The organism is Chitinophaga sp., assembly GCF_017745275.1.
Taxonomy (GTDB): Bacteria; Bacteroidota; Bacteroidia; order Chitinophagales; family Chitinophagaceae; genus Chitinophaga.
The window spans coordinates 206,073-232,497 of sequence record NZ_JAGHZS010000008.1 but is presented as its reverse complement, the minus strand read 5'-3'; the positions used below and the strand labels follow the sequence as shown (position 1 = coordinate 232,497).

The window sequence follows — 26,425 nt, the reverse complement described above, 5'->3', positions numbered from 1 at the left end:
TATGCAATCTTCCTGGAAACGATTACGCCGTAATAAGGGCGCAGTGGCTGGTTTGCTGGTCATTGTGCTATCGGTATTTATCAGCGCCACGGCTTATCTGATTGCGCCGGACAATACGCCGGATGCCAACAGGATGGTATTGGAAATAGAAGGACAACATCCCGGGTTTAATATCACGATGCTGGCTATACGAAAGGAACTGACTGTAAAGTCGGCCCCTGTTTATGAAAGGGTGTTATCCGGGCAAAAGCCGGTTCAAACGTGGATCCCTATACGTTCCTGGCAGTTCAGAGACAGTGTATTGGTGGTACAACGTTATGTAGATGAATCTACAAGCCGGGAGGAAGTTTATCCGCTAACAGATATCTGGTATGGAAAAGGGATGGTGCCGGCTGAGCGCATCCCTGATGGGCAGCTACAGGCGCTTATTCAAAGGGAGCGACTGTTACATCGAACCTATTGGTTAGGTACCGATAAGTTTGGCCGGGATATTTTAAGTCGTTTAATTATTGGTACACGGGTAAGTTTAGGCGTGGGCTGCATTGCTGTAATTATTTCGTTGAGCATCGGCGTATTGCTGGGGGCGGTGGCCGGCTATTTCAAGGGGCGTACCGATGATATAGTAATGTGGCTGGTGAATGTAGTATGGTCTATGCCTACGCTACTGCTGGTGTTTGCACTGACCCTGGCACTGGGTAAGGGTTTCTGGCAGGTATTTATTGCGGTGGGCTTAACAATGTGGGTGGGTGTAGCGCGTATTATCCGGGGGCAGGTATTGGCTATCCGGGAGCTGGAATTTGTAGAAGCAGCGCGGGCATTGGGATACACGCATTTCCGGATTATCACGAAACATATTTTGCCCAACATCATGGGGCCGGTGATGGTGGTGGCAGCGGGGAATTTCGCTACTGCCATTGTAGTAGAGGCGGGATTGAGTTTCCTGGGGGTAGGGGTACAACCGCCGCAGCCTTCGTGGGGACTGATGATCAAGGAAAATTATAACTTCATTATCACGCATAATCCGTTGCTGGCGCTGGCGCCGGGAATTGCTATTATGTTGTTGGTATTGGCTTTCAATTTATTAGGCAATGGCCTCCGGGATGCCCTGGATGTACGAAGTAAAATTTGATTTGCATATAAAAAAAAGCTAATTTCATCTCCCATATACACTTGAAAAAATGTTATTGAAAACCTTTCTCCCTGCATTTTTTGCTATTGTCCTGGTTAGTTTTTCTTCTTGTAAGAAAAAGAATAAAGGCAGTGATCCTGCACCTGCTACGCAGGAGGAAACACTGGCATTTGAGCTGCCTGAGATCCAGGTAAGTAAGTACAACATGGCGCAGGACAGTACTTATGCCTTAAAGGTGAATATTACCTCCAAAATACCGGAGAAAGGAGTGAAAGTTACCTTGAACGTGGTAACAGAAACGGGCAATATCCCGTTGAACCAGGATGCGGTGGCGGATGTAAAAACTTCACCATTTATTATTACACTGAAGCACCTGAAGCCGCTGAAAACATACACTGTAACGGTTACGCTGGCCTCTTTGGGTAATACAGCCAACGTAACTACTCCCCAGGTGTTTTACCTGACCAACAAGTCGGCCGAATAAAAATCCATCAGTCTCCCGAATCTAAAATTGTGTAGGTTTGCAAGCTCGCAGACAAAGGAATCGTTTATGCAAATTGCTGTTAATGCCGCTTGTTTACGACAGGATATGCCTGCCGATACCGGGAGGGTGGCTACGGAGATAATATTGGCGATGTGCCGGCAACAGCCTGGCCATCAGTTTACGTTATTTTTTGATGGAGAGATACCCCCCGGATTGTGCTTCCCCGCTAATGTGACCAAGGTGGTGTTGCCGCTGAAAGGCAATAAGCCTTGGCATTTGTATTGGTGGCTGGAATGGCAGCTGGTGCGGGCCATGAAACCTTTTCGTCCGGATCTGTTCCTGGGGCTGGATGGTGCGTTGCCATTGCGCAGTAAAATTCCTGCAGGTTTGCTGGTAAGGGATCTGTCGTTTTTAAAAGATGCAGGATTACAGTCCGGTGCACAGCAACGGGCGCTGAAAAAGAATACCGCTAAATATTTCGCTGCCGCCAGGAGAATAGCCGTATTATCTGATACCACTAAGGAAGAAGTATTACGCTATGCGCCTGCTGTGAAAGAGAAGCTGACCACGTTGGAAACAGGGATAAGCCCGTTGTATAAAGCGTTGGAGTGGGAGCAGCGGGAAGCAGTAAAGAAAGCATTTACCAGTGGTGCGGAATATTTCCTGGTAACGGGCAGTTTGCATCCGCGCAACAATATTGTTCCGGTGCTGAAAGCTTTTTCAGCATTGAAGAAACGGCAGCGCAGCAATATCAAGCTGGTGCTGGCCGGTAGTATTACGGCGGCAGGCGCTGATATTGCGACGGCCTTACAAAGCTATAAGTTCCGGCAGGACGTGATAATGGTAGAAGCCCCGGATGAGGATACGCTGGCCCGGTTGACAGGCGCCGCTTATGCGCTCGTATATCCGTCGAGGTTTGAGGGGGTACCGCTCCCCATTTATGCCGCACATCGCTGTGAAGTGCCGGTGATAGCGCTGGACAGCATGGCTGCGCGTGAGGCTGGAGGCGATACCGTGTTGTATGTGGATCCTGCCAGCCTGGATGATCTGTCTGAGAAAATGAGTCTTTTATATAAAGATGAGCAACTACGGGCCAGGCTGTTGACAAAAGCTCCTCCCAGTGAACCATTTACCAGCTGGGAGCGTGCTGCGGAGCAGTTGTGGCAGCATTTGACTGCATAATTCCGGCCCGGCGTCTGAAAATCAGTAAATGATGGCTAAATTTGCGCTTTAATCGATAAACATGAGTACAACATCTACTATAAAGATCCAGGTTGGACTGGACGACCAGAAGGTGCCCGAATCAATAGAATGGAGCGCTACCGATAATAAAGATGGAAAAATGATCAAAGCCAAGGGGATGATCGTATCTTTCTGGGATCCGGCTGAAAGGGCGGCTCTCCGCATTGACTTGTGGACAAAGGATATGATGGTAGATGAAATGGCGGATTTCTTCTTTCAGACCATGATGACCATGGCAGATACCTATTCCAGGGCTACTCCTTATAAAGATCAGGCAGACGATATGCGGGCTTTTGCCAAAGACTTCTTCAAGAAGTTCCAGGATAAGCAGGCTGCTGAAGGACAATAATCCATTAAACCTTACCATATGTCATTAGAATTAAATATCAACGCAGAGATTAAAGCTGCGATGCTGGGTAAAAAAGAAGCTGATCTGCGTGCGCTGCGTGCTATCAAGGCTGCTATTTTAGTAGCTAAAACAGCGGAAGGAGCTAGTGGAGAACTGACTGCTGCTGACGAAGCAAAGCTTTTGCAGAAGCTGGCCAAGCAAAGAAAGGATTCCCTCGAAATTTTCCGTACCCAGAACCGTGAAGACCTTGCTGTAAAAGAAGAAGAGGAGTTGGTGGTAATTGAGCGCTTCCTGCCCAAACAAATGAGCGAAGGCGAATTACGTACAGCCATTACAGATATTATTGCTTCTACTGGCGCCAGTTCTGCCGCCGATATGGGGAAAGTAATGGGCGTTGCCACCAAACAACTGGCTGGTAAAGCCGATGGAAAGGCTATTTCCGCGCTCGTAAAAGAACTGCTTAGTAAGTAATCTGACAGGAGCCAGGCTATTTTTTGAGGGAGAAAGACTTTTCCTCAAAAAATACCGGCTCCTATAGCTCTATCATGCCTATAGACATTATTTTCGCTATCATCATGGTGTTTGCCCTTTACAGGGGGTATACCCGTGGATTGATAGTAGCCTTGTTTTCGTTGGTAGCGGCGATACTGGGATTGGCAGCTGCCCTGAAATTATCAGCAGTTACCGCCCTATATGTACAGCAGCATTGGGATATGCATTCCCGTTGGGTACCGGTGCTTTGCTTTATTTGCCTGTTCCTTGGAGTAATCCTGTTGGTAAGGCTGGGAGCAGGGATGTTACAGAAGCTGGTAGAAGCCGTGATGTTGGGCTGGCTGAATAAATTGGGTGGAATACTGTTGTATAGCGTTATATTTATAATAATTTATAGTGTAATGTTGTGGATGGCCAACCAGGTATACTGGCTGAGTCCTGAAACCAAGGCCCAATCTATTGTGTATCCGTATATAGAGAATATTGGCCCGTGGGTATTGGATCATATGGGAACAGTGATCCCGGTTTTTAAGAATATGTTTGCCCAACTGGAATCTTTTTTCGAGACAACGGCCCGGCATATTCAACCTGGATAACTCGTTTCAAAGATTATTTAGATTAATAAAAAGAATTATTTTAGCGTAAAATTGACTTTCAAGATTTGGCAATGGATTACGAAATCAAAACACAGGGTAAGTTTAATTTCATAGAAGAAGGAGAAGGAGAACCACTGGTATTATTGCATGGACTGTTTGGTGCTTTGAGCAATTTCTCGCACATGATCGAATTTTTCAAGCAGTATAACAAAGTGGTAATCCCGATGTTACCCCTGTACGATTTAAACATCCTGGAAACATCGGTAGGGGGATTAGCCAAATACGTGCATAAGTTTATTGAAGCCAGGGGATACAAAGATGTAAACCTGCTGGGCAATTCACTCGGAGGTCATGTGGCATTGGTATACCTGCTGAAACACCCTGAAGCGCCTATCAAATCGCTGACCCTGACCGGCAGTTCCGGCTTGTTCGAAAATGGAATGGGCGAAACCTATCCTAAACGCGGTGACTACGAGTACATCCGCAAAAAAGCAGAACTTACTTTTTACGATCCGAAAATCGCTACCAAAGAACTGGTAGACGAGATGTTTGAAATAGTGAACAATCGCCTGAAAGTGATTAAAATTATCACACTGGCTAAATCTGCTATCCGCCACAACCTGGGCGATGAGCTAAAAGATATCAAACAACCAACTTTGCTGATCTGGGGTATGAATGATACCGTAACACCACCCATGGTCGGAGAAGAATTTAAAAAGCTGATACCTAATTCTGAGCTGCAGTTTATTGACAAATGCGGCCACGCTCCTATGATGGAAGTACCCGACGAGTTCAACAAAATTCTGCATACTTTCCTGGAGAAGCTGAAGCATCAACCTGCCAGTTAAAACAGCCTTTACCCGGTTGTCGGATGACTGTACCAAAAGGTGCAGTGATTTTGCGTACATGTAATTTCTTTTTCTGTTGGCATATTCTTTCGTATTCTTGTGTAAGAATACGCGACACATGATTGCCAGAGAACTCATATCATCAGTACCTGTCCTGCATCCTTCGGATACAGGAGCAAAGGCGCTGCGTTTGATGAATGAATATCATCTGACGCAACTACCAATGGTAGTGGATAGCAAATACCTGGCCCTGGTGGAGGAAGACGAGATCATGGATCTCGAAGACCCTGATGTACCGCTGGAATCCACAGCGTACGGAAACTCCCGCCCGGCTGTCATGGAATATGCCCACCTGTTTGAAGCGCTGAAGCTTTTTTACGATTTTAAATTATCTGCCCTGCCGGTAGTCACTAAAGAAAATGAATACCTCGGTATCATTACGAAAGACAATCTCCTGGCAGCATTGGCACGATACAACGGCGTAAAGGAACCCGGCGGTATTATCTCATTTGAAGTAGATCCGCGCGACTATGCCCTCAGCGAAATTGCCCGCATTGCAGAATCAAATGATGTAACCCTGCTGAGCGTCCATACCATCACCAACCCCGCTACCGGAAAACTGGAAGTGGTACTGAAAACAAACAGACAGGAACTACATGGCCTGGTAGCCACCTTTGAAAGGTTTAACTACGTGATTAAATACATTTTCGCAGAAGAACCGGAAGAAGAATTACTTAAAAAGAACTACGACCTGCTCATGAATTATATCAGTATGTAGTTCTCCCACACCGATTTTATTTTGTTAGATTTATAATGATTAGCGAAGATAGATGCAGGTATAGCTGCATCTATCTTCGCTATTTTTTATTTTATGGTTAACAGGAAAACAGGAATTCCGGTAGGCACTGTTCCGCATACTGCTTTTTATTATATTTGGATATTGTCAACACTTTTTTAAATTTTACAAAACCTACATGCTGAGACGCTGTTACCTCCTGCTGGCGATGTGCTGCCTGTTGGGAATTGTGTTACCGGAAAATGCGGAAGGTCAAGCTGCGCCTGCAACAAATGGGGGCTATCTCGTTGTACGTAATATCATCGTTACCGGTAATAAACAAACCCGTACCTCCGTCATCCTGCGGGAAATCAGTACGGTGCCCGGTGATACCATTTATCTCCGCGATCTCTCCGCTACCCTGGAGGAAAGAAGAAAACAACTGCTCAATACCTCTCTTTTTCTGAATGTTACCGCCAATATCAAAAACTGGGATGGCGACAATGCTGACCTCGTATTTGAAGTATGGGAACGCTGGTACACCTTTGCCTTTCCCATCTTTAAACTGGCGGACCGAAACTTTAATCAATGGTGGGTGGAGAAAAAACACAGCCTCGACCGCGTTAATATAGGCGTTAGCGGTACCCAGGAGAACCTCACCGGTCGTAATGATGCACTCAGTGCCTCGTTACAGTTCGGTTATACCCAAAGATTTGCGTTGCAATACAACCTGCCTTATATCGACAAACATTTTCGTCATGGTATAGGTATCCTAGCTTCCTATAAGCGTAACCGTGAGGTGAATGATAGTACTAACTTCAATAAGCAACATTTTTTCCGAAAGGATGAGTTCCTGCGTCAGGTGTATGTGGTGGGACTTAACTATAGTTATCGCAAAGCCATCAATACCAGGCACCAGGTATTTGTAAATTACAACTATGAGAAAGTAGCAGATTCTGTGGCTATCCTGAATCCAAACTATCTGGGGAAAGGACGTACCCACATCAGTTTTCTGGATATTACCTATCGTTTAACCTATATCAAAGCCGATAGCTGGGTATATCCCCTCAAAGGATTTAACCTGGTGGCAGAAGTGGGTAAGAAAGGGCTGGGCCCCTGGAACGACGTTAATGATGTACATATCCGGCTGAATATGGCCAAATATTGGGAGCTACGGCCCAAAACGTTTGCAGCGCTTGGTGTGCGCAGCCAGGCACGGTTCTCCAATGATCAACCTTATATTAACCAGCAGGCGCTGGGCTACGGTGATGACTACCTCAGAGGCCTTGAATACTATGTGATAGATGGTACCAGCTTTGCGGTGCTGAAATCCACACTCCGCCAGGAATTGGTGTCTTTCAAGGTTAAATTGCCCATTGTGCCGAAAAAGTTCAATACCGTTCCGGTACGCATCTTCGCCAAAGCCTTTGGTGACGCGGGTTATGCCTATAGTAAATTTCCCGGGAATGGTACGCTTAACAACCGGATGCTATACACCAGTGGCATAGGAATAGATATCGTTTCTTTCTATGATACCTGTCTACGGATTGAGTACAGCTTTAACCAGTTAGGGCAAAAAGGCCTATTTTTACACACGAGCGTAGATATGTGAGGAAGAACCATTTAAAAGAAACACTGAATGCATGTAGCACTATATAGCCGGGGATTTATTACAGAAGATATTGCAAACATCCGCTTATTGCTGGAGGAATTGCAGCGGGCAGAAATTGAAGCCATTATTTACGAGCCTTTTTATCGCACGCTTCAGCAGCACATTCCTTTTGACAGTGTGCCGCCTTTATTCAGTTCTGCAGAAGATTTGCCGGGGAAAATTGACTTCCTGATGAGTTTAGGGGGAGATGGAACCTTGCTGGATACGGTTTGCTATGTACGTGATACCAACATACCAGTGATCGGGATTAATTTCGGACGGCTTGGTTTCCTGGCCAGTATAGGTAAGGAAGAAATTTATGCTTTAGTGCAGGCCCTGCTGAACCGCACTTATGTGGTAGATCAGCGGTCGCTGTTGCACCTGGATGCCAATATTCCTTTGTTCGGCGATGTACCTTATGCCCTGAATGAGTTTACAATCCATAAGAAAGATACTTCCGCCATGGTAAAGATTCATACTTACCTGAACGGCGAATTTCTGAATACCTATTGGGCAGATGGGTTGATTGTGGCTACCCCTACCGGTTCTACCGGATATTCTTTAAGTTGCGGGGGCCCTATTGTATTCCCGGATGCCGGCAATTTTGTGATTACCCCGGTGGCGCCGCATAACCTCAATGTTCGGCCTATCATTGTTCCCAATAACAATATCATTTCTTTTGAAGTAGAGGGCCGTAGTGATCAGTTCCTGTGTACGCTGGATAGTCGTATGGAAACCATCGATAATACCGTGCAGCTGGCTGTTAAAAAGGAAGAATTTAAACTAAGCTTATTGCGCCTGGACGACAGCAACTTCCTGCATACCCTGCGTAACAAATTGTTATGGGGGATAGATGCACGGAACACGATTAAAATATAGAAATGTAAAATATATTGTTACATTTACAAATATATTGCCTGCTGATTGTAACATCAATTATGCCTGTGGATGGAAAGAGGACTACGCAGTAAGCATAATCATCGGCTATACATTAAATAAATCCGGCATTTTAGCGTTTAAGTAGGACTGATTTTATGCTGAAACCTTTTCTATATCTAAAATACATCACTCTATTATTGCTGGCAACAGGTGGTCTGTTTGCTCAACGGGTAATGGCGCAGAATGAATTGTCGTATGTAGGGGAATTGGGTTTATCTGTTGGCGGGGCGCAATATTTTGGGGATCTGAACACCCGGGGGGCGTTGAATACGCTGAAGCCTGCTGTGGGGATATACTATAGAAAGTACCTGAATGATTATGTGGGAGCACGGGTACATGCCCGGTATATGCAGCTGGGTTATTCTGACGTGTACAATAAAAATGAGTTTCAGCGCCTTCGTAACCTCAGTTTCAATACAAATTTGTTTGAATTGGCATTGCAGGGCGATTTTAACTTCTTCCGGTTTGAACCGGGGAGTTTGCATGAGCGATTTTCACCATATTTGACCGGTGGCGCCAGTATTTTTTATTTTAATCCCTACACTTACCTGAACGGGCAAAAATATTTTTTACAGCCCATACGTACGGAAGGGCAGGGAACAGCGCTGTATCCGGCCCGTAAGCCTTATAGCCTGGTATCTTATGCCTGGTTAATAGGAGGGGGCTTTAAGTATAATATCTCCAAAAAAGTGAATGTGGGGCTGGAAGCGCTGTATCGCTTCACCCAAACAGATTATCTGGACGACGTAAGTAGTACTTATGCAGGTCCGGCGGCTTTTCCGGTGCTGGCCAATGGTCAGCCGTCTGTAGCCATGCAATTGCAGGACCGGTCGGGAGTATATGGCACGCCTATAGGTGTAACGGGCCGTCAGCGCGGCAATAGCCGGGATAAGGACCAATACGTAACTATCGAGCTCACGATCAGCATTCTTTTTACTTCTTACAACTGTAAATTTTGATTTAAGAAGAAAATACTTTCTGCCGGCAGGCTTTCCATGCCTGCGAACCGCCCGGAAAACTCTCCGAAATTGCTAAGATCCCCACTGGTATTGACTCCGCTGTTAAAACTACGTTAAAACAACTTCTTAGGCTTTGCCAAAAAAGTCATTACTCTATTTTTGTATCTTTGCACCCTTTTAGGAAATAATCTGTTATAATACGCCTGACACAAATGAGCTTGAAGGATAAATTGGACTTACAACGGTTACCGCGCCATATAGCCATTATCATGGACGGGAACGGCCGTTGGGCAAAAGAGCGGGGTCAAGACAGGCTGTATGGGCACCACGAGGGGGTAGAAAGCGTGCGAAATATAGTGGAGACCTGTGCAGAACTTGGAATAGGTTATCTGACCTTATACGCCTTTTCTACTGAAAACTGGGACCGCCCCGTATATGAAGTAAATGGCATCATGGAATTACTCGTAAACACTATCCGGATGGAAGTGAATACGTTATCAAAAAATAACATCCGTTTGAGTGTGATTGGCGACATGGATATGTTGCCGCCGCAGGCTCAGCGGGAAATGGAGGAGGCTATTGCGCTTACCAGCCCAAATACCGGTCTTAACCTCATTATGGCACTTAGCTATAGTGCCAGGTGGGAAATCGTGAATGCCGCCAGGAAAATAGCCCTGGACGCAAAAAATGGAGCCCTGGACCCTGCCGCGGTAACGCCTGAAGTATGGGACAAATATCTCTGTACTGCCGGCTTGCCAGACCCTGAGTTAATGATTCGTACCAGTGGAGAATGCAGGATCAGTAATTTTCTACTATATCAGCTGGCCTACGCAGAACTGTATTTTACAGATACCCGTTGGCCGGATTTCCGCAATGAACATCTTTACCAAGCCATCTTAAATTACCAAACCAGAGAACGGCGCTTTGGCAAAACAAGCGATCAAATTCAGCAGAATGAAGAAATTATTTCCTAAGGGCCTTCTGGCTATAGCATTATGTTGCAGTGCAGGCATTCGTGTATCCGCTCAGCAAAAAGATACCGTGCCCCCCACGCAGCCTCCTGCTAACCCGCCGGCCGTTTCTCCTATTAGCATGGGTAATCCGCAACAGTACGAAATTGCAGATATTACCGTTGCTGGGACCCAATACCTGGATAAATCATTGCTGCTGTCCCTCTCCGGCCTCAGCGTAGGGGATAAGGTAACTTACCCCGGGGGAGACCAGTTCACCAAAGCCATTCAAAGCCTTTGGTCACAAAGATTGTTTGCGGATGTTACCATCTATGTAACAAAAATTGAAGACAATAAAATCTGGCTGGAAATCGGATTAACCGAAATGCCCCGTATGTCGTCTTTCTCCTTCAAAGGCATCAAGAAAACAGAAGGCGACGATATTGCTACCAAAGCCACCCTGCGTAAAGGAAGTGTAATTACCCAGGCCATGAAACAAAACGTGATTGGCGTAGTACATAAATTCTATGCAGATAAAGGGTTTGGTAATGCTACCGTGAGAATAGAAGAAAGAGCAGATAGCGGCCAGGTAAACTCCCGGCACGTCATCTTCTATGTTACCAAAGGAAATAAAGTACGTATTGAGAATATCAATATCGTAGGTAACTACAATGTGCCAGATGCCAAAATCAAGAAGAGAATGAAGGGCACCAAAGAGCGTTCCCGCTTTACCCTGCATCCTGATAATGAACACGTATATGTAGACTCCCTGGCAGCACCAGATGATTTCTGGCAAACCTATGGTTTCCTGCAGCCTACACGCGCTCTTGATAAGCTGGATCCTTATTTCCGCTTTAAACTCTTCAGCTCTGCCAAGTTTAATGAAAACAAGTACCTGGAAGATAAAGCTAAAGTGGTAGGCCTCTATAACTCCAAAGGTTACAGGGATGCTGTTATTGTACGCGACACTACCTATAAATCCCGTGAGAAGAATCTGAATATTGATATGCAGATCTCCGAAGGGAAAAAATATTATTTCGGTGATATCACCTGGAAAGGAAATACCCGTTATAGCGACTCTGTATTGACCCGTATTCTCGGCATCAAAAAAGGTGATGTCTATAACCTGGAACTGCTGGAAAAAAGAATCGGTAAACAAATGTCTCAGGAAGGTGGCGATATCAGTGGCTACTACATGGACTATGGTTACCTGTTCTTCCAGATTGACCCGGTAGAAATCGGTATCCGTGGCGATACTATCGACTACGAAATCCGTTTGCGTGAAGGCCCGCAGGCTACCATCAAGGAAGTACGCATTGCCGGTAACGAAAAAACCAACGAACACGTGATCCGTCGTGAGCTGCGCACCATCCCTGGTGAAAAATTCAGCCGCCAGGATCTGATCCGTTCTAACCGTGAGATTGCCAACCTCGGCTTCTTCAACCCGGAAAAAATCGGGATGAACCCGGTGCCTAACGTTCAGGATGGTACCGTGGATATTGACTATACCGTAGAAGAAAAAGCCAATGACCAGCTGGAACTGTCGGCCGGTTGGGGTGGTTATATCGGTTTAACCGGTACCCTCGGTGTAACCTTCAATAACTTCTCTTTACGTAATATCTTCAGAAAGGAAACCTGGGATCCGTTACCAAGTGGCGATGGACAGAAACTCTCTGTTCGTGTGTCTTCCAATGGTAAAGCTTACCGTTCCTATAACTTCTCTTTCACTGAGCCATGGCTGGGTGGTAAAAAGAGGAACCAGTTTTCTGTAAGCTTCTATAGCAGCTACCAGAATCCATACGCTTACAATGATTATTACAAACTGCCTGGTGATACCAGCAGATCTACGGATGGTCACTTTAAAGTATTGGGTGCGTCTGTATCATTGGGTAAACAGTTGAAATGGCCGGATGACTATTTCACCCTGATTTACTCTTTGAACTATCAACAGTATAAACTGAAGAACTATAACTACTTTGGTATTCCTGGTTTTGAAAGTGGTACTTCCAATAACGTGAACGTAAAACTCACGCTGGCAAGGTCTTCTGTGGATCAGCAGATTTTCCCGCGTAGTGGTTCCAACTTCATGTTATCTGCGCAGTATACGCCACCCTACTCTTTATTCAATCCTGATAAGGACTACTCCAAAGAGTCTCCTTCCAAGCAGTTTAATTTTATCGAGTACCAGAAGTATCGCTTTAACGCAGAATGGTATGTGCCTTTAAGCAAACCAATGGGTAGCGATAACAAAACCTTTGTGTTGAAAGTAGCGGCTAAATTTGGTTATATTGGTCGTTATAACAGCCGCACTACTTTGTCGCCTTTTGGCCGGTTTGAAATGGGCGGTGATGGTTTGAGTAACTTTGCGATTTATGACCGTGATATCATTTCCCAGAGAGGTTATCCGGTGTATTATACTTCCGATCCAAGTATCAATCCTGAAAATGGCCAACCAGCCAACTATTCCGGATTCACGGTATTTAATAAGTTTGTGATGGAACTGCGGTATCCGTTCAGTCTGAATCCAAGTTCCACCATCTTTGGTTTGGCTTTCCTGGAAGCAGCGAATGGTTATAAGGATCTGAATGAGTACAATCCGTTCCGTTTACGTCGTTCTGCCGGTATAGGTATGCGTTTCTACCTGCCTATGTTCGGATTGCTTGGATTTGACTACGGTGTTGGGTTTGATCGTCTTACACCGGGTGGTGGTCTGAAGGATGCGGCTAAGTTTACCTTTATGCTCGGCTTTGAACCAGAATAATGTGAAAATAAATTATATATTGCAAGTTTAACCGTTGTCTTGGTTTTGCAAAAAATCTATTGTAGCATGAAAAAAATATTTATTACAGCTGCTATTGTATTGGCTATGGGCGGTGCAGCAAGTGCACAGCGCTATTGTGTGATAGATACAAAATATATACTGGAAAGTATTCCGGAGTACAAGGAATCGCAGAAGAAACTGGATGCTGTTGCTGAACAGTGGCAGAAGGAGATTGATGCGAAATTCCAGGAAGTGGATAAGATGTACAAGTCTTATCAGGCCGAACAGGTGATGTTAACAGAAGAGCTAAAGCGTAAAAGAGAGGATGAGATTGTAGCCAGAGAAAAAGAGGCAAAGGATTTGCAGAAGAAGCGTTTTGGTTATGAAGGCGATCTTTTCAAAAAAAGGGAAGAGCTGGTAAAACCAATCCAGGACAGGATCTACAATGCCGTGCAGAAACTGTCTGCCAGCAGGATGTTTGATTTTGTGCTGGACAAGGCCGCAGGTGCCACCGTTATTTTCTCTGATCCCAAGCTGGATAAGAGTGAAGAGATTCTGAAATCCCTTGGGGTAAAGAAGTAATCGTGTACCTATTTTTTAACTATAAGTATTTAAATTTTTTTAAACACAGACAACATCATGAAGAAGTACGTAATTATTGCTTTTGTGGCGGTTACCGGTTTGTTCAGCGTGAATGCAATGGCACAATCCAAAGTCGCTCATATCAATGCGCAGGCACTGGTAGCCAGCATGCCGGAAGCTAAAAAGGCAGAAACTGATCTGCAGACTTTTGCTCAAAGCCTGGAAGGTGAGGGTAAAACTATGGTGGATGAGTACACAAAGAAAATGAAGGAGTTCGACGACAAGGCTGCTACTATGACCGATAATATGAAAGAAATTAAAGGTCGTGAAATCCAGGACGCACAGAAACGTATCCAGGACTACCGCGAAGCTGCTGAACAAAAAGTACAGGCTAAACAACAGGAACTGCTGAAACCTATCTACGATAAAGCCCGCAAAGCCATCGAAGATGTAGCAAAAGAAAAAGGTTACGGTTATGTAATCGACAGCTCTGCTGGTATGCTGCTGGTTTCCCCTGCTGCTGACGATATCCTCGCTGCTGTTAAGACTAAACTGGGCGTTAAATAATTAACTTTTTTAATGTAAAGGTGGAATGCGGCTGGTACTGCATTCCACCTTTACATTTAAGAATTTGAGATTTTAATTTTACTTTCTAAATATTTTCTGCTACCTTTGCCTTCCGTTTTAAAAAACAGTATACTTTAATTCGGGAGTTCTAGTATAGTACAGGTAAAAACAAAAAAAAGAAATGAAACGTACTTTTCAACCGCATAACAGACGCAGAAAGAGCGTTCACGGCTTCAGAAAGAGAATGGAAACTGCTAATGGCCGTAAGGTATTGGCTTCCCGTAGAGCAAAAGGTCGTAAGAAGCTGACTGTTTCTGACGAGCGTAAGCTGAAATAATTATAGTAGCTAAATACTATTTGCCATAAAAACTTATTCTTTTAAAAAGGAAGAAAGGTTAAAAAGCAGAAAACTTATTGAAACGCTTTTTCGTGAAGGAAAAGCGTTTTCTGTTTTTCCGTACCGCGTGGTATACATGCCCCTCCCAGGGCCATGCAAATATCCCGTGCAGGTAGGATTTAGCGCTACTACCCGCCGCTTTCCCCATGCGGTAGACCGTAACCGCATCAAACGCCTGGGCCGTGAAGCCTGGCGCCTCCAAAAACAGGAATTATACGACCATCTCCGGTCGGAATCCCGGCAGCTCGCCGTTTTCCTCATCTACACCGACAAAAAAATAGCCCCCTTTTCTGTGGTGCAAGATAAAATTTCGGTAATTTTAAGGAAACTGCAGAAGGCAGAAAGCTGAAAGCACAAAGCTATTGTAGCAAGTGCCCCTCGCGAATATTAATACGCTATGTTCATTCGCTACAATAGCTTTGTGCTTTCTGCTTTTGGCTAATTTAAATATTCGATCTATGTCCCGTGTTGTGCGCTGGTTGGCTTATCCATTTATCTTTCTGATAAAAATCTATCAATGGTTTATATCTCCCTTATTGGGCAGTAAATGTCGTTATACCCCCACCTGCTCGCAATATGGCCTCGAAGCATTTAAAAAATATGGTCCACTCAAAGGTGGCTATCTCACCATAAAGCGTATATTGTCCTGTCATCCCTGGGGAGGACATGGATACGATCCGGTTCCCTGAACAGTGCTACCGGTTGCCAACTACTATCATTCATCTTATACATTCTTGCATGCGTGCGTTTTTTAATAAAAGAAAGAAACTGACAGCAGCACTGTTGTTACTCATTACAGCAGCAGGCATCTTTGCTTTCAATGAAAACGACAGATATTTCCAGATTGCCAAAAACCTGGACATATTCGCCGCTTTCTACCGGGAACTGAACACTTACTACGTAGATGACCTACCGCCCGAAAAAGTGATGCGCAAAGGCATTGAAGCCATGCTTGAAGAAACAGATCCATTTACCGACTTCGTTTCCGAAGAAAACCTGGACGACCTCAAATTTATGGCCACCGGTAAATACGGTGGTGTAGGCGCTTCCATCAACACCAACGGCGAATGGACAGCTATCACCGACGTTTATGAAGGCAGCCCCATGGATAAAGCCGGCGTAAAACCGGGTGATATTATTGTGAGTATGGATGGCAAATCCACTAAAAATGTACCACAGGAAGAAGTAAGCAGGCAACTGAAAGGCGCCGCAGGTACCCCGCTAAATATGGTATTCAGAAATCCCCTCACCGGAGTGGAAACGCCAAAGAAAATTATCCGCGAAGAAATTAATGTAAAAGCTGTTAGCTATTCCGGTATTGTGAAGAATGATATCGGGTACATAAAAATGACCCAGTTTACCGAAAACAGCGGTGCCATGGTACGTCGTGCTGTAGAGCAACTGCGGCAATCCAACCCGGCACTGAAAGGGATGATCCTTGACCTGCGCGGCAACCCCGGCGGCCTGCTGGATGAGGCTGTTGTAGTAGCCAATATTTTTGTAGACAAGAACAGGTTGATCGTCAGCACCCGCGGAAAGGTGAAAAACTGGGACCGTAGCTATGAAACGTCTGAGCAACCGGTAGATGTCCGCCTCCCTTTGGCGGTACTAACCAACCACTCTTCTGCATCAGCTTCAGAAATTGTGGCAGGCAGCATCCAGGACCTGGATCGCGGCCTCGTAATAGGTCAGCGCTCCTATGGAAAGGGACTGGTGCAAACTACCCGCCAGTTGCCTTATAATACCAAGTTGAAAGTAACCACCGCAAAATATTATACGCCAAGTGGCCGCTGTATACAAGCGATCGATTACTCGCACCGAAATGAAGATGGCGGTGTGGACTATGTGCCGGATTCTCTCCGGAAATCATTTACCACTATTGGTGGCAGATCCGTAAAAGATGGCGGCGGGATAGAACCAGATGCTAAAGTAGATCCTACCTATATCAGCCAGGTAGCCATTACCCTTATCCGCAAGCAATTTATCTTCGACTATGCAACCAACTATTATTACAGTCACCCGAAAATAGCGGCTGCTGGTAGCTTCCGGCTTACTGATGCTGAGTTTGAAGATTTTGAACGCTACCTCGATAACAAAGACTACAGCTATAAAACCCGTAGTGAAGATGCGTTAGACGCTTTCAAAACCACCGCAAAAAAAGAAAAATATTACGATGCTATTGCGCAGGAACTGGAAACGCTGGAAACCAAAATGAAGCATGATAAGAAACAGGACCTGCTGAAGAATAAAGAAGAGATCAAACGCTTGCTGGAAGAAGAGATCGTGAATCGCTATTATTTGCAGAAAGGCCGTATTATCAAGTCACTGGACTGGGACAATGAGGTGAATACCGCCATAGATCTCCTGCGTAACCCGGCGAAGTATAAGCAGCTGTTATCCGTTGCAAAACAATAACGGATCACTTTTTTATCAAAAGTTTTAGTACACCTGGTATGATAAATTATACCTGCTGGCCGTACCACAAACCCACACAGATCCCGATCTTAAGCTATTACCTGACAACGAAGAATATTGATATCAACAAGGAAGTCCTCTCATGTGGGACTTCCTTTTATCCTCACAAGTGCCCCTGCTATCCGACCCGGTGAATATTGTTTGTAGGGAGATGACAACTCAGATTCATTTTAAACCCAAAAACAGATACAATGAAAACAATGATTTTATTATTTGGCAGCCTCTTATGCTTTACCGGTATCTATGCACAGGAAAAGCAGGTAGCCCCGTTGGCCGAAGAAGTACAGGCCCGTACCATTCCTGCACAGGTAAATGTGAGTATTATTCCTGCTCCAGCCGTATCACAGGGCTTTTTAATACTGGATGCCGCAGAGCCCTATTATAATTTTTATGCAGACAATGTGCCCGGATGTACCTACCAGTGGGTATTTCAGCCGGTGAACTCCAGCCCGGCCATGTTTATCTCTGATCTCACCAGCCCTGCGATGTGGATTGAAGATTACACCTCGGGCACATCTTACGTTGCCAGCCTGGTATTGAGTGATGGTGTTACCAGCCAAACTGTTTGGCGCCAGAAAGTAAAAGTACAGTAAGCGAAATTTTGCATTCACTGATCAGCCACGTCAGCATTGTTAAAAGCATCGGCGCTTTAATGATGTTGGTGTGGCTGTGTTTTATACATAAATTATGAATTCCGGTTTATTGTTTTTATTTTGAGAATCTCAGTGAATAAGAAACAGTTATCATTTACAACCTAAAAAAAGGTTAAATCATGCCAGTAAATTCCAATGAAGACTCTCGCCGGGCCTTTCTCAGCAAGTTTGCCAAAGGTGTAGTAGGCGCATCGCTGCTACCGAGCATTCTGACTGCTGCTGACAGACAAAGAAATATTCAGTCGCTTTCCCGGTTGAGGGAAAAGTACAGTGCAAACGACCAGATTCAGATTGCGCTGATAGGTGCAGGTAACATGGGTACCGCAGATGCCAATACTGCGATCACTGTGCCTGGTGTAAAACTGATTGCCGCCTGTGATTTGTATGATGGCCGGTTAGCAGACGCAAAGAAGAAATGGGGTAACGACATATATACTACCCGTAGTTACCAGGATATCCTGGATCGTAAAGATATTGATGCTGTTATCATTGCCGTACCGGACTTCTGGCATAAGGAAATTTCGGTAGCCGCTATGAACAAAGGAAAATCGGTGTATTGCGAAAAGCCGATGGTACATGATATCAGTGAAGGGCCTGCAGTAGTGGAAGCGCAGGCGCGCAACGGGAAAGTAGTTTACCAGGTAGGCAGCCAGGGGATGAGTTCTCTGGGAAATGAAAAAGCCAGGCAACTCCTGAAAGATGGGGCTATTGGTAAGCTGAACTATGCAGAAGGATTCTGGGCGCGTATGTCGCCCACCGGTGCATGGCAATATCCTATTCCTGCCGATGCGTCCACTAAAACAGTGGATTGGGATACTTACCTCAAAAACGCACCGAAGCGCGCTTTTGACCCATTACGTTTCTTCCGCTGGCGTAATTACAAAGATTATGGCACCGGTGTTTCCGGCGATTTATTCGTTCACCTGTTTTCCAGTTTGCACCTGGTAACGGGCTCCCTTGGTCCCAATAAGATCATGGCTACTGGTGGCTTACGTTACTGGAAAGATGGCAGGGAAGTACCTGATGTAATGCTGGGTATGTTTGATTATCCTGAAACTGCGATACACCCTGCATTTAACTTGTCGCTTCGTGTGAACTTCGTAGATGGTACGGGTGGTACCAACTACCTCCGTATGGTGGGTAGCGAAGGCTCCATGACTGTAGAGTGGGATAGAGTAACGGTATATCGCAATAGCGAACATGTGGATGAGAATGATCCATTAGCAGCAGCCAATGCAGCTGCAAATAATGCTGGTGGTAAAACGTATGTATATAATCGTGCAGAGATTCTGCCACAGGAGAAAATGGTGTACGAAGCAGAGAAAGGCTACAAAGGTGCTCACTTTGATCACTTCTATAACCTGTTTAACGCGATGCGTACCGGTGGTAAAGTAGCAGAGAACCCAACCTTTGGTTTCCGGGCTGCGGCGCCAGCATTGCTGTGTAATGAAAGTTATTTTGAAAATAAGATCATTCACTGGGATCCGGAAACACTGAAAGTGAAAGCCTAGATGAGCTGAAAGCATAAAACGAAAAGCAAAAAGCCATTGTGTAGTAGAGTAAAGCGTTTATCCGCTTATATCTGTTACACAATGGCTTTTTGCTTTTCGCTTTATGCTTTCAGCTTATTTAGCTGCTGCTTCGTAGCGTTTGCTAATGGCGTTCCAGTCAACAACGTTCCAGAATGCTTTCAGGTATTCCGGGCGACGGTTCTGGTATTTCAGGTAGTAAGCATGTTCCCATACATCTACGCCGAGGATTGGAGTACCTTTTACTTCAGCAACATCCATCAGGGGATTATCCTGGTTAGGAGTGGAAGAAACTTCCAGTTTGCCGTCTTTAATCAGCAACCATGCCCAGCCAGAACCGAAGCGGGTAGCGCCGGCAGTGCTGAATTTTTCCTGGAAGGCTTCAAAAGAACCGAATGCGCTGTTGATAGCATCTGCCAGTTTACCGGTTGGAGCGCCGCCTGCATTAGGAGCAAGGCTGGTCCAGAAGAAACTGTGATTCCAGTGGCCACCGCCATTGTTTCTTACTGCAGGGCTGATTTTGCCGGCATTAGCTACCAGCTCTTCCAGTGATTTGTTCTCGTTTTCAGTACCTGCAATTGCTTTGTTCAGATTATCTACATAAGCCTGGTGGTGCTTACCGTGGTGAATTTCCATTGTCAATTTATCGAAATTCGGCTCTAACGCGTCAGTGGCGTATGGTAAGCTCGGAAGTGTAAATGCCATAACTCAATTTTTTACGGGTTTTAAAATATGATTTCTTGACAGTCGCCAAATTTACTGCCAATCCGTTAAAATTTAGCCATTTAATTATTTAGTTATTTAGATATTTAGTTCGCTTAAGGCATTTAAACCCGCAAAACCCAATAAGCAAAGAGCAAAATCATGAAATCGGCCATTACCAGGACTTGATCATATGGAAAATTATTTTATATTTACGGGTACTCGGTTTAACAGGACGTAACATATAGGCATATTTCGTGTGTGCTTGATCGTTGTTTACCTATTGTTTGTTTAAAACGTATAGTATGCAGACAGGCTCGGACTCAGGGCAAAATTTTTCCCTCAATGCCTTACAAAAGGAAAATGAGTTGCTAAGAAATCGTATTCATTGGCTGGAAAGCGTTCTCCATCATGTTCCCGCAATGATTTACAGCTATGATAATAACAATAAATCTGTTACCTGGTGTAATGATCGCCTGGCAGCAACCGTAGGTTTTTCTTCGGAAGAAATGGCGGGAATGGGCATGGAGTTTTTCCGGCACATTATGCACCCGGAAGATTTTAAACTGGCGGCCATAGCCCAGCAATCGTTTATTAATAACAAGGCGCAGTTTGGCGGCCTGGCGCGGATACGTAAGAAAGGTGAAATAGATTACAGTTGGCTGATTGGCCTGGAAGTGCCTTTTACGCACGATAATAATGGGAGAGTGGTAGAAATACTCTGTGCTTTTCTCGACCTCACAGATGCTATTGATACCAATGTACAATTGTCGGAAGCCCTCAGTGCTATTCTGCGCCGGCAGAATGAAAACCTGTTTAATAAGCTCACTCCCCGGGAAAAAGATGTACTGGCTATGGCAGTAAAAGGGCTTAACAACAAAGAGATCGCACATTCGTTGAACCTTAGCCGTTATACCGTAGAAACACACCGTAAAAATATCCGCCTGAAACTGAAAGTACGCAACACCTCGGAGTTGGTTACCATTGCACGCAAGATAGGATTTGAATAAGTAGAAAGGAGAAGATAGTATTAGTTATTGACCTTGTCTCGACCTGGAAATATGCCACTTGTTTTCGTTTAACTGCGATCATTAGCAGTCGTAATTACAAATAATGCTTTCCTGTTAAACCTACGACTAGCTTAAAGATTTGTTAAAAAGATTTTTGCTAAAATTTGCTAAATTTTTCAAAAATACCCAAGCTTGGGTATTTGCCCGTCTTTCAAAGTCCACTAATTTTGTGAATTAAATATTGCGAAATAAATATTACGAGTGTTTTTGACAACATTCCGGTATGAAATAACTAGCCGAAATCCCCCTATGACTATGATAACCGAGGAAAGAGCATTTAATATTTTGCAACTGGCGGAAACTGCCTCTGCTGAAGAAATTGTAGCTCGTTATGAAATCCTGAAAGACCAGTACAGGAAAATAAAAGATGAAACAGAAGACCTTAGAACAAGGCTCGCCTATCAGTTAAAGCAAATAGAACTGGATGATGTTTTTATCTACTTCAGAAGAAAACAAAGAATATAAAGGATCACTGACTAAGCTTTTTTAATATTCATTCGTTGTGTTTTTAAGCTCAGCTTTCATCCATTGTTCTTTTCTGCAGCTTCCCCAACCTTAGCTCCATTTTATTTTCAGTATATTTACTAGCTCAAATCCTATCTAAACAGATATACTATGAATGTGTACTTGCTTATTGTTTTGATACTGCTGTTTGCAGTTGTCATGTCGTGCTTTGTGACCGTACAACAGGGAAACATTGCTGTAACCACCATCTTCGGAAAATACAACCGGGTCTTATATCCTGGTCTTAACTTTAAAATACCTGTGATTGAAAAGGTATTTAAAAGAGTATCTGTTCAGAACAGGTCCGTAGAGCTGGAGTTTCAGGCCATTACAATTGATCAGGCCAACGTGTATTTCAAAGCAATGTTGTTATACGCGGTGTGGAATCAACAGGAAGAAACACTTAAAAATGTGGCCTTTAAATTTATGGATGAAAGAAGCTTCATGCAGGCGTTGGTACGCACTATTGAAGGATCTATCCGCGGATTTGTAGCCACAAAAAGACAGGCAGAAGTACTGGGCCTGCGTAAAGATATTACCGAACACGTAAAAGAGCAGATCGATAAAACCCTGGAGGAATGGGGTTTCCACCTGCTGGATCTGCAAATGAATGATATCACTTTTGATGAAGTTATCATGAAGTCTATGGCGCAGGTGGTAGCATCCAATAACCTGAAGGCTGCTGCTGAAAACGAAGGACAGGCCTTGCTGATCACCAAAACCAAAGCAGCAGAAGCAGATGGTAATGCCATCAAAATTGCCGCGGAAGCAGAGCGCCAGGCCGCTCAGTTGCGTGGTATGGGTGTGGCTTTATTCCGGGAAGAAGTAGCCAAAGGTATGAGCATGGCTGCTAAAGAAATGCAGCAAGCCAATCTTGATACCTCTGTGATTCTCTTTTCCATGTGGACAGAGGCGATCAAGCACTTCGCTGAAAACTCAAAAGGAAATGTCATCTTCCTGGATGGCTCTTCAGAAGGAATGGATCATACCATGAAACAAATGATGGGTATGAACAAAATCATGGACGCCAACAAGAAATAACTATCTTCTTTGTTCAAAGAAAGTTTTCATTAACTGTAAACTTTCTTCGCTGCATGGACCGGCTTCCAGTTTCGTTTTAGGATGAAACGGAGACCGGTCACCGGTAGCTCTGCGATAGCTGTTCTTATCATCTGCCGCCGCATATACAATCCTTCCAATCTTGCTCCAGTAAAGGGCGCCCGCACACATCAAACAAGGTTCTACAGTTACATACAATGTTGCCTCCATCAAATATTTACTACCCAGTGTATTGAATGCCGCGGTAAGGGCAATCATCTCTGCATGGGCGGTACAGTCGTTTAATCTTTCTACATGATTATATCCACGGCCAATGATGCGGTTGTTCAATACCACTACTGCACCAATAGGTACTTCTCCGTCTTCAAAGGCTTTGCGTGCTTCCTGCAACGCCTGCCGCATAAAATGTTCATCGGTCATATATAGCTGTTAGCTTTTAGCCATTAGCTTTTAGCTGATCGGAACAGCTAAAAGCTAACGGGAATGGTAGTACTGAGTTAGATGTTAATATTCAGCAGTTGAATAAATTCTTCTTCTGTGAGTATTTTAATGGTGTTGATCTTTTTGGCTTTTTCGAGTTTGCTGCCAGCTTCTTCTCCTACTACCAGGTAGTTGAGTTTGCTGCTTACGCCGCTGACTATTTTGCCTCCTTCTTTTTCTACCAGCTCCTCTGCATCACTACGTTTTAGCTTGTGCAAGGTGCCGGTAAACAGGAAGGTTTGTCCGCTGAGATTCCCCGATTCGTTAGATGATTTTTTGGTGTTCTCCATGTTGATACCCAATGCCGCCAGCTTGTTCAGCATCGCGATATTATCGGCATTGGCAAAAAACGACCGGATAGAACCAGCTACTTTAGGACCTATATCTTCCAAAGCCAGGATTTGTTCTTCTGTCCAGTTTTGCAAATCCATGATATGTGTCACTGCATTGGCCAGTGTTTTAGCGGTGGTTTCACCTACGTAGCGAATGCCTAACCCGAAAATCAAACGGTGCAGTGGTTGCGTTTTAGACTGTGCGATGGCGGTTTCCAGGTTAGTCAGTGATTTCTTTCCAAATCCTTCCAGTTGCCCTATTTTTTCAAAGTCCAGTTCATAGATACCTGGAATTTCTTTTAGCAGTCCTAATGAAAAGAATTTCCGCACATTGCTTTCACCAAAGCTTTTGATGTCCATGGCATCTTTGCTCACAAAGTGAATCATTCTTTCCACTACCTGTGCTTCACAGTTAATGTTGGTACAACGCCAAACACTTTCTTCTGCCGGTTTTACGAGCTTGTCGTGGCATACCGGGCAGTGCGTGGGGAACACGATATCCTGTTCAGTACCATCTCTTAAATCGGCAACAGACTTAACGATATAAGGAATTACATCTCCTGCTCTTTCAACCAGCACCATATCTCCCAGTTTCAGGTCTTTTTCCTTAATCACTTCTTCATTAAAGAGGGAAATGGAACCTACGGTAACACCACCAATAGGTACGGGATCAATTTTGGCAACCGGTGTAATAGAGCCGGTGCGGCCTACCTGGAACTCAACGGCGCGTAGCTTACTGGTAGCCTGCCTGGCTTTGAACTTATAAGCAATGGCCCAGCGTGGGTGGTGCGTGGTCATACCCAGTTTATCCTGCAGCTGGTAGTCATTCACTTTTACTACCATGCCATCTATTTCATACGGAAGGTTGTCGCGTTCATTTTCAAACCAAAGACAGTGATCGATGACAGCCTGTATTCCTTTTACTACTTTCTTTTCTTTGGCAGGGCTTCTGAAGCCGAGTGTGGACAATAGTTCCAGGGTACCGCTATGCGTGGTCAGTGCAGCGGGTTCTGTTTGTCCGGGATTCATGGTGTGGAAGCTCATGTGATATAAAAAAGCTTCGAGTCCGCGTTTTGCCACTTCATTTGGATCTACCATCCGGAGGGAGCCGGATGCGGCATTGCGTGGATTCGCCAGTGGTGGAAGGTTATCGGCAATACGTTTTTCGTTGAAGGCAGCAAAGGTATTTTTATTGATCAGCACTTCTCCGCGGATTTCTATCTGGTGAATGCCGTATTTGGAGAACCTGGCAGACAGGGGGATAGAGCGGATTTGCTTAATGTTAACAGTAATATCTTCTCCTGCTACGCCATCGCCACGGGTGGCGCCACGTGTGAGTTGGTCGTTTTCGTAGATAAGAGAAATACTGGCGCCGTCAAACTTGGGCTCAATGCAGTATTCTATCTCCGCCAGGCCGGAAGCTTCACGGGCTTTGCGGTCCCAGTCCAGCAGGTCATCGGCATTGTAGGAGTTTTCGAGGCTGAGCATCGGTACCAGGTGAGGTACGGTCACAAATTCCTTGGTGAGGCCTTTAGCAACGCGTTGGGTGGGAGAGTCGGCGGTGATCAGCTCCGGGTGTTCCTGTTCCAGCTTTTTAAGCCAGGCAAATAGCTGGTCATATTCATAATCGCTGATTACAGGTTCGCTTTGTACGTAGTAACGCCAGTCGTTGTAACTGATTACCCGGCGAAGTGCGTCCAGGGTTTCATCAATGGATTGCAACAGCTGTTGCTGTTGTAAGCGGCTGAGCAGATCTTTGGCCAGCTGCGCCAGGGTTATTTCTATCTCCTTTGTGTACATAATATGTGAAACTGAACCGTAAATTTAAACTTATCTTTCAGGTTAGGAATGTGTCTCTAAAAAATTCAGGGTTTTTTGTTTTAAATGTGATATTTTTTTCTTTCATTTGATGATAATTCTACGTGAACAACATTAACCGCGTTTTACTGTAATTCCACGTTCCTTATGATGTCTATGTACACCAAGAACATCAATACGCATCTTGTAGAGATACAGGATTACTTCAAAGTAGCCATATCTGTAGACTGCGTGATCTTTGGCTTTAACAACGATGAGCTGAAAGTATTATTGATTGAGTCGGATCTCAAAGAGTTCAAAGGTAAGTGGTCGCTGCTGGGCGATATTGTACGGCCGGACGAAGAGCTGGACGAAGCCGCTTACCGGGTATTGAAAGCCCGTACCGGCCTTGACGACGTGTATATGGAACAGGTGCAAACCTTTGGTGCTATTCAGCGGCATCCTGCGGGACGCGTGATCACTGTGGCTTACTACTCGCTCGTTAATATAGAGCATGTGGAGCTGAAGCTGCATAACAATGAACTGCATTGGCATAGCGTAAAAGATCTGCAGGAGATGGCTTTTGACCATAAGCAGATACTGGATACCTGCCATGAACGCCTGAAGCAGCAGGTGCTGGTACAGCCAATCGGCTTTAACCTGTTACCCCGCAAGTTTTCCCTGCGCGAATTGCAAAATCTCTATGAAGCTATATTGGATATGGAACTGGATCGGCGCAACTTCCGTAAGAAGTTTTTATCCATGGATTTACTGATGGATTTGAATGAAGAAGAGGAAGATGTACCGCATCGTCCTGCCAAGCTCTACAAATTTAATTTCGATAAATACGAACAACGTAAGAAGCGTTACCTGGGTATCGGCTTCTGATAGCACCCGGGTGGTACTTTTTTAGCCTACACATTCTCACATTACTTTATTTCTGATCATTTACGTGAGAAGGAAATCCTTTTCCAATAAGGGTTTGCCTATCTGTGCCCTGCTATAAAATTGCAAGGTTAATTTTCTACCGAAAGGAAAAAAAAGTTTGTTTTTAACAAAATTTTAATTAAGATTGTGTAAGATATACACATCCTAGAAAACAA

28 protein-coding genes are annotated in these 26,425 nt (G+C 44.7%); 25 read left to right on the top strand and 3 right to left on the bottom strand.

Annotated features, from left to right (window positions below):
- The first annotated feature begins 1 nt into the window (after position 1).
- The 21 genes from J7623_RS24260 (at position 2) to J7623_RS24160 (ending at position 19,360) form a co-directional block, all read left to right on the top strand.
- Positions 2-1,129, top strand: a complete 1,128-nt coding sequence (locus tag J7623_RS24260; RefSeq protein ID WP_291925782.1) for an ABC transporter permease — start codon at positions 2-4, stop codon at positions 1,127-1,129.
- A 49-nt stretch (positions 1,130-1,178) separates the two neighbouring features.
- Positions 1,179-1,613, top strand: a complete 435-nt coding sequence (locus tag J7623_RS24255) for a hypothetical protein (protein WP_291925274.1) — start codon at positions 1,179-1,181, stop codon at positions 1,611-1,613.
- Between the two features lie 66 nt (positions 1,614-1,679).
- Positions 1,680-2,795 (top strand): glycosyltransferase family 1 protein, encoded by a 1,116-nt coding sequence (locus J7623_RS24250; RefSeq protein WP_291925273.1) that lies wholly within the window; start codon positions 1,680-1,682, stop codon positions 2,793-2,795.
- A 61-nt stretch (positions 2,796-2,856) separates the two neighbouring features.
- Positions 2,857-3,204 carry a gliding motility protein GldC gene (gldC, locus tag J7623_RS24245; protein WP_291925272.1) on the top strand — a complete coding sequence of 116 codons (348 nt, stop codon included), beginning with the start codon at positions 2,857-2,859 and terminating at the stop codon, positions 3,202-3,204.
- Positions 3,205-3,222: 18 nt separating this feature from the next.
- Positions 3,223-3,675 carry a GatB/YqeY domain-containing protein gene (locus tag J7623_RS24240; protein WP_291925271.1) on the top strand — a complete coding sequence of 151 codons (453 nt, stop codon included), beginning with the start codon at positions 3,223-3,225 and terminating at the stop codon, positions 3,673-3,675.
- Between the two features lie 74 nt (positions 3,676-3,749).
- Positions 3,750-4,292: a CvpA family protein gene (locus J7623_RS24235; RefSeq protein ID WP_291925270.1), complete on the top strand. Its 543-nt coding sequence runs from the start codon at positions 3,750-3,752 to the stop codon at positions 4,290-4,292.
- Between the two features lie 71 nt (positions 4,293-4,363).
- Entirely contained in the window at positions 4,364-5,140 is a 777-nt protein-coding gene (locus J7623_RS24230; protein ID WP_291925268.1) for an alpha/beta hydrolase, read from the top strand.
- A gap of 118 nt (positions 5,141-5,258) precedes the next feature.
- Positions 5,259-5,918 (top strand): CBS domain-containing protein, encoded by a 660-nt coding sequence (locus J7623_RS24225; protein WP_291925265.1) that lies wholly within the window; start codon positions 5,259-5,261, stop codon positions 5,916-5,918.
- 196 nt (positions 5,919-6,114) lie between these two features.
- The gene (locus J7623_RS24220) at positions 6,115-7,527 is read left to right on the top strand and encodes a POTRA domain-containing protein (protein WP_291925263.1); all 1,413 of its coding nucleotides are present in this window, start codon (positions 6,115-6,117) and stop codon (positions 7,525-7,527) included.
- 27 nt (positions 7,528-7,554) lie between these two features.
- A complete protein-coding gene (locus tag J7623_RS24215; protein ID WP_291925260.1) occupies positions 7,555-8,445 on the top strand; it encodes an NAD kinase in 891 nt (296 codons plus the stop codon).
- 155 nt (positions 8,446-8,600) lie between these two features.
- Positions 8,601-9,464, top strand: a complete 864-nt coding sequence (locus J7623_RS24210; RefSeq protein ID WP_291925259.1) for a DUF6089 family protein — start codon at positions 8,601-8,603, stop codon at positions 9,462-9,464.
- A gap of 212 nt (positions 9,465-9,676) precedes the next feature.
- Positions 9,677-10,438 carry an isoprenyl transferase gene (locus tag J7623_RS24205; protein WP_291925258.1) on the top strand — a complete coding sequence of 254 codons (762 nt, stop codon included), beginning with the start codon at positions 9,677-9,679 and terminating at the stop codon, positions 10,436-10,438.
- Positions 10,419-13,175 (top strand): POTRA domain-containing protein, encoded by a 2,757-nt coding sequence (locus J7623_RS24200; RefSeq protein WP_291925256.1) that lies wholly within the window; start codon positions 10,419-10,421, stop codon positions 13,173-13,175. The genes J7623_RS24205 and J7623_RS24200 overlap by 20 nt, the downstream gene beginning before the upstream one ends.
- Positions 13,176-13,241: 66 nt before the next feature.
- On the top strand, positions 13,242-13,757 hold the full coding sequence (locus tag J7623_RS24195) for an OmpH family outer membrane protein (RefSeq protein WP_291925254.1): 516 nt from the start codon (positions 13,242-13,244) through the stop codon (positions 13,755-13,757).
- 57 nt (positions 13,758-13,814) lie between these two features.
- On the top strand, positions 13,815-14,324 hold the full coding sequence (locus J7623_RS24190; protein ID WP_291925251.1) for an OmpH family outer membrane protein: 510 nt from the start codon (positions 13,815-13,817) through the stop codon (positions 14,322-14,324).
- Positions 14,325-14,505: 181 nt separating this feature from the next.
- Positions 14,506-14,661 (top strand): 50S ribosomal protein L34, encoded by a 156-nt coding sequence (gene rpmH / locus J7623_RS24185; RefSeq protein WP_012788729.1) that lies wholly within the window; start codon positions 14,506-14,508, stop codon positions 14,659-14,661.
- A 13-nt stretch (positions 14,662-14,674) separates the two neighbouring features.
- Complete coding sequence (locus tag J7623_RS24180) at positions 14,675-15,070, top strand: ribonuclease P protein component (RefSeq protein ID WP_366839765.1); 396 nt, start codon at positions 14,675-14,677, stop codon at positions 15,068-15,070.
- A 109-nt stretch (positions 15,071-15,179) separates the two neighbouring features.
- On the top strand, positions 15,180-15,410 hold the full coding sequence (gene yidD / locus J7623_RS24175) for a membrane protein insertion efficiency factor YidD (protein WP_291925249.1): 231 nt from the start codon (positions 15,180-15,182) through the stop codon (positions 15,408-15,410).
- A gap of 49 nt (positions 15,411-15,459) precedes the next feature.
- Positions 15,460-17,136, top strand: a complete 1,677-nt coding sequence (locus tag J7623_RS24170; RefSeq protein WP_291925247.1) for a S41 family peptidase — start codon at positions 15,460-15,462, stop codon at positions 17,134-17,136.
- Positions 17,137-17,387: 251 nt separating this feature from the next.
- On the top strand, positions 17,388-17,789 hold the full coding sequence (locus J7623_RS24165; protein WP_291925245.1) for a hypothetical protein: 402 nt from the start codon (positions 17,388-17,390) through the stop codon (positions 17,787-17,789).
- Between the two features lie 179 nt (positions 17,790-17,968).
- Positions 17,969-19,360 carry a Gfo/Idh/MocA family oxidoreductase gene (locus J7623_RS24160; RefSeq protein ID WP_291925244.1) on the top strand — a complete coding sequence of 464 codons (1,392 nt, stop codon included), beginning with the start codon at positions 17,969-17,971 and terminating at the stop codon, positions 19,358-19,360.
- Between the two features lie 114 nt (positions 19,361-19,474).
- Here J7623_RS24160 and J7623_RS24155 read toward each other — a convergent pair whose 3' ends face one another.
- Positions 19,475-20,083, bottom strand: coding sequence for a superoxide dismutase (locus J7623_RS24155; protein ID WP_291925241.1), 609 nt, complete (start codon positions 20,081-20,083; stop codon positions 19,475-19,477).
- 302 nt (positions 20,084-20,385) lie between these two features.
- On the opposite strand from J7623_RS24155, the gene J7623_RS24150 reads away from it, so the two are divergent.
- From J7623_RS24150 to J7623_RS24140, 3 genes are all read left to right on the top strand, one after another.
- On the top strand, positions 20,386-21,090 hold the full coding sequence (locus J7623_RS24150) for a LuxR C-terminal-related transcriptional regulator (RefSeq protein ID WP_291925239.1): 705 nt from the start codon (positions 20,386-20,388) through the stop codon (positions 21,088-21,090).
- 309 nt (positions 21,091-21,399) lie between these two features.
- Entirely contained in the window at positions 21,400-21,615 is a 216-nt protein-coding gene (locus tag J7623_RS24145) for a hypothetical protein (RefSeq protein ID WP_291925237.1), read from the top strand.
- Positions 21,616-21,765: 150 nt separating this feature from the next.
- On the top strand, positions 21,766-22,695 hold the full coding sequence (locus J7623_RS24140; RefSeq protein ID WP_291925236.1) for an SPFH domain-containing protein: 930 nt from the start codon (positions 21,766-21,768) through the stop codon (positions 22,693-22,695).
- Here the strand turns inward: J7623_RS24140 and J7623_RS24135 are convergent, their stop codons facing one another.
- Together J7623_RS24135 and ligA are read right to left on the bottom strand one after the other, a co-directional pair.
- A complete protein-coding gene (locus J7623_RS24135; protein WP_291925234.1) occupies positions 22,696-23,133 on the bottom strand; it encodes a nucleoside deaminase in 438 nt (145 codons plus the stop codon).
- Positions 23,134-23,210: 77 nt separating this feature from the next.
- Entirely contained in the window at positions 23,211-25,325 is a 2,115-nt protein-coding gene (gene ligA, locus J7623_RS24130) for an NAD-dependent DNA ligase LigA (RefSeq protein WP_291925232.1), read from the bottom strand.
- 165 nt (positions 25,326-25,490) lie between these two features.
- Here ligA and J7623_RS24125 point away from each other — a divergent pair, with 165 nt between their 5' ends.
- Complete coding sequence (locus J7623_RS24125) at positions 25,491-26,210, top strand: NUDIX domain-containing protein (RefSeq protein WP_291925230.1); 720 nt, start codon at positions 25,491-25,493, stop codon at positions 26,208-26,210.
- The last annotated feature ends 215 nt before the right edge of the window (positions 26,211-26,425 follow it).

Excerpts from the sequence above, each read along its gene's own strand:
- J7623_RS24255 (WP_291925274.1), top strand. The coding sequence starts at position 1,179 with ATGTTATTGAAAACCTTTCTCCCTGCATTTTTTGCTATTGTCCTGGTT.
- J7623_RS24210 (WP_291925259.1), top strand. The coding sequence starts at position 8,601 with ATGCTGAAACCTTTTCTATATCTAAAATACATCACTCTATTATTGCTG.
- J7623_RS24145 (WP_291925237.1), top strand. The coding sequence starts at position 21,400 with ATGACTATGATAACCGAGGAAAGAGCATTTAATATTTTGCAACTGGCG.
- J7623_RS24160 (WP_291925244.1), top strand. The coding sequence starts at position 17,969 with ATGCCAGTAAATTCCAATGAAGACTCTCGCCGGGCCTTTCTCAGCAAG.
- J7623_RS24125 (WP_291925230.1), top strand. The coding sequence starts at position 25,491 with ATGATGTCTATGTACACCAAGAACATCAATACGCATCTTGTAGAGATA.
- J7623_RS24250 (WP_291925273.1), top strand. The coding sequence starts at position 1,680 with ATGCAAATTGCTGTTAATGCCGCTTGTTTACGACAGGATATGCCTGCC.
- J7623_RS24200 (WP_291925256.1), top strand. The coding sequence starts at position 10,419 with ATGAAGAAATTATTTCCTAAGGGCCTTCTGGCTATAGCATTATGTTGC.
- J7623_RS24140 (WP_291925236.1), top strand. The coding sequence starts at position 21,766 with ATGAATGTGTACTTGCTTATTGTTTTGATACTGCTGTTTGCAGTTGTC.
- yidD (WP_291925249.1), top strand. The coding sequence starts at position 15,180 with ATGTCCCGTGTTGTGCGCTGGTTGGCTTATCCATTTATCTTTCTGATA.
- rpmH (WP_012788729.1), top strand. The coding sequence starts at position 14,506 with ATGAAACGTACTTTTCAACCGCATAACAGACGCAGAAAGAGCGTTCAC.
- J7623_RS24170 (WP_291925247.1), top strand. The coding sequence starts at position 15,460 with ATGCGTGCGTTTTTTAATAAAAGAAAGAAACTGACAGCAGCACTGTTG.
- J7623_RS24215 (WP_291925260.1), top strand. The coding sequence starts at position 7,555 with ATGCATGTAGCACTATATAGCCGGGGATTTATTACAGAAGATATTGCA.
- J7623_RS24220 (WP_291925263.1), top strand. The coding sequence starts at position 6,115 with ATGCTGAGACGCTGTTACCTCCTGCTGGCGATGTGCTGCCTGTTGGGA.
- J7623_RS24225 (WP_291925265.1), top strand. The coding sequence starts at position 5,259 with ATGATTGCCAGAGAACTCATATCATCAGTACCTGTCCTGCATCCTTCG.
- ligA (WP_291925232.1), bottom strand. The coding sequence starts at position 25,325 with ATGTACACAAAGGAGATAGAAATAACCCTGGCGCAGCTGGCCAAAGAT.
- J7623_RS24155 (WP_291925241.1), bottom strand. The coding sequence starts at position 20,083 with ATGGCATTTACACTTCCGAGCTTACCATACGCCACTGACGCGTTAGAG.
- J7623_RS24195 (WP_291925254.1), top strand. The coding sequence starts at position 13,242 with ATGAAAAAAATATTTATTACAGCTGCTATTGTATTGGCTATGGGCGGT.
- J7623_RS24135 (WP_291925234.1), bottom strand. The coding sequence starts at position 23,133 with ATGACCGATGAACATTTTATGCGGCAGGCGTTGCAGGAAGCACGCAAA.
- gldC (WP_291925272.1), top strand. The coding sequence starts at position 2,857 with ATGAGTACAACATCTACTATAAAGATCCAGGTTGGACTGGACGACCAG.
- J7623_RS24205 (WP_291925258.1), top strand. The coding sequence starts at position 9,677 with ATGAGCTTGAAGGATAAATTGGACTTACAACGGTTACCGCGCCATATA.
- J7623_RS24235 (WP_291925270.1), top strand. The coding sequence starts at position 3,750 with ATGCCTATAGACATTATTTTCGCTATCATCATGGTGTTTGCCCTTTAC.
- J7623_RS24230 (WP_291925268.1), top strand. The coding sequence starts at position 4,364 with ATGGATTACGAAATCAAAACACAGGGTAAGTTTAATTTCATAGAAGAA.
- J7623_RS24165 (WP_291925245.1), top strand. The coding sequence starts at position 17,388 with ATGAAAACAATGATTTTATTATTTGGCAGCCTCTTATGCTTTACCGGT.
- J7623_RS24150 (WP_291925239.1), top strand. The coding sequence starts at position 20,386 with ATGCAGACAGGCTCGGACTCAGGGCAAAATTTTTCCCTCAATGCCTTA.
- J7623_RS24240 (WP_291925271.1), top strand. The coding sequence starts at position 3,223 with ATGTCATTAGAATTAAATATCAACGCAGAGATTAAAGCTGCGATGCTG.
- J7623_RS24190 (WP_291925251.1), top strand. The coding sequence starts at position 13,815 with ATGAAGAAGTACGTAATTATTGCTTTTGTGGCGGTTACCGGTTTGTTC.
- J7623_RS24260 (WP_291925782.1), top strand. The coding sequence starts at position 2 with ATGCAATCTTCCTGGAAACGATTACGCCGTAATAAGGGCGCAGTGGCT.